Origin of the sequence: Winogradskyella psychrotolerans RS-3 (genome assembly GCF_000427335.1) — a bacterium.
Lineage (GTDB): Bacteria > Bacteroidota > Bacteroidia > Flavobacteriales > Flavobacteriaceae > Winogradskyella > Winogradskyella psychrotolerans.
This window is the reverse complement of sequence record NZ_ATMR01000159.1, coordinates 1-542: the sequence shown is the minus strand read 5'-3', so window position 1 is coordinate 542 and position 542 is coordinate 1. Positions and strand designations below refer to the sequence as shown.

Here is a 542-nt window from a genome sequence, read left to right as displayed (position 1 = left end):
CCTAAGGCAGATGGATTCAGTGTTCTGTTACCACGAAGACCTTGAGCCTTTTATGGAACGAGGCAGAGTGACTTAAAAAAGAAGGTAAAAATTTTAAGCAGGTATTTGATACACGTGAAGAGGAAGCCAAAAGTGGTGGTTTGAAAATGCCGGATGCTCCGGCAGCCCTTTATGTTTTGACTGCAGATAAAGCTGACTATGATGCCTCCAAAGGGAAGGTTGACAATACCTATCTTCGATATGTGGTCTATATCCCTTGGGCTACTGAAGAAAGTACAGGTTTGGCTTTGAAACCTGATGTGCCGGGAATGCCATGGATAATGGATCCAGGTACTCATCGTGCCCATATCATGATCAGCCCTCCAAAAAAATAAGCAATCCTAAGTATTTAAGAATTCCGTCTCTCTCCACTGAAACATGGTGGAGTTATTTCTCGGGACAATGAATAATTATTGAAGAATAGAGGCCTTTTAGATTATTAGCATAGGTAAAAGGCCTTTCCAATCCTCTTGTATTAATAATGGAAGCTACATTTAAAACCT

The 542-nt window shown here is 40.8% G+C and carries 1 protein-coding gene; it reads left to right on the top strand.

Annotation, left to right across the window (positions count from 1 at the left end; all coding sequences use genetic code 11):
* Window positions 1-140 precede the first annotated feature (140 nt).
* A complete protein-coding gene (locus ADIWIN_RS20930; protein WP_200859819.1) occupies window positions 141-374 on the top strand; it encodes a hypothetical protein in 234 nt (77 codons plus the stop codon).
* Window positions 375-542: the final 168 nt, after the last annotated feature.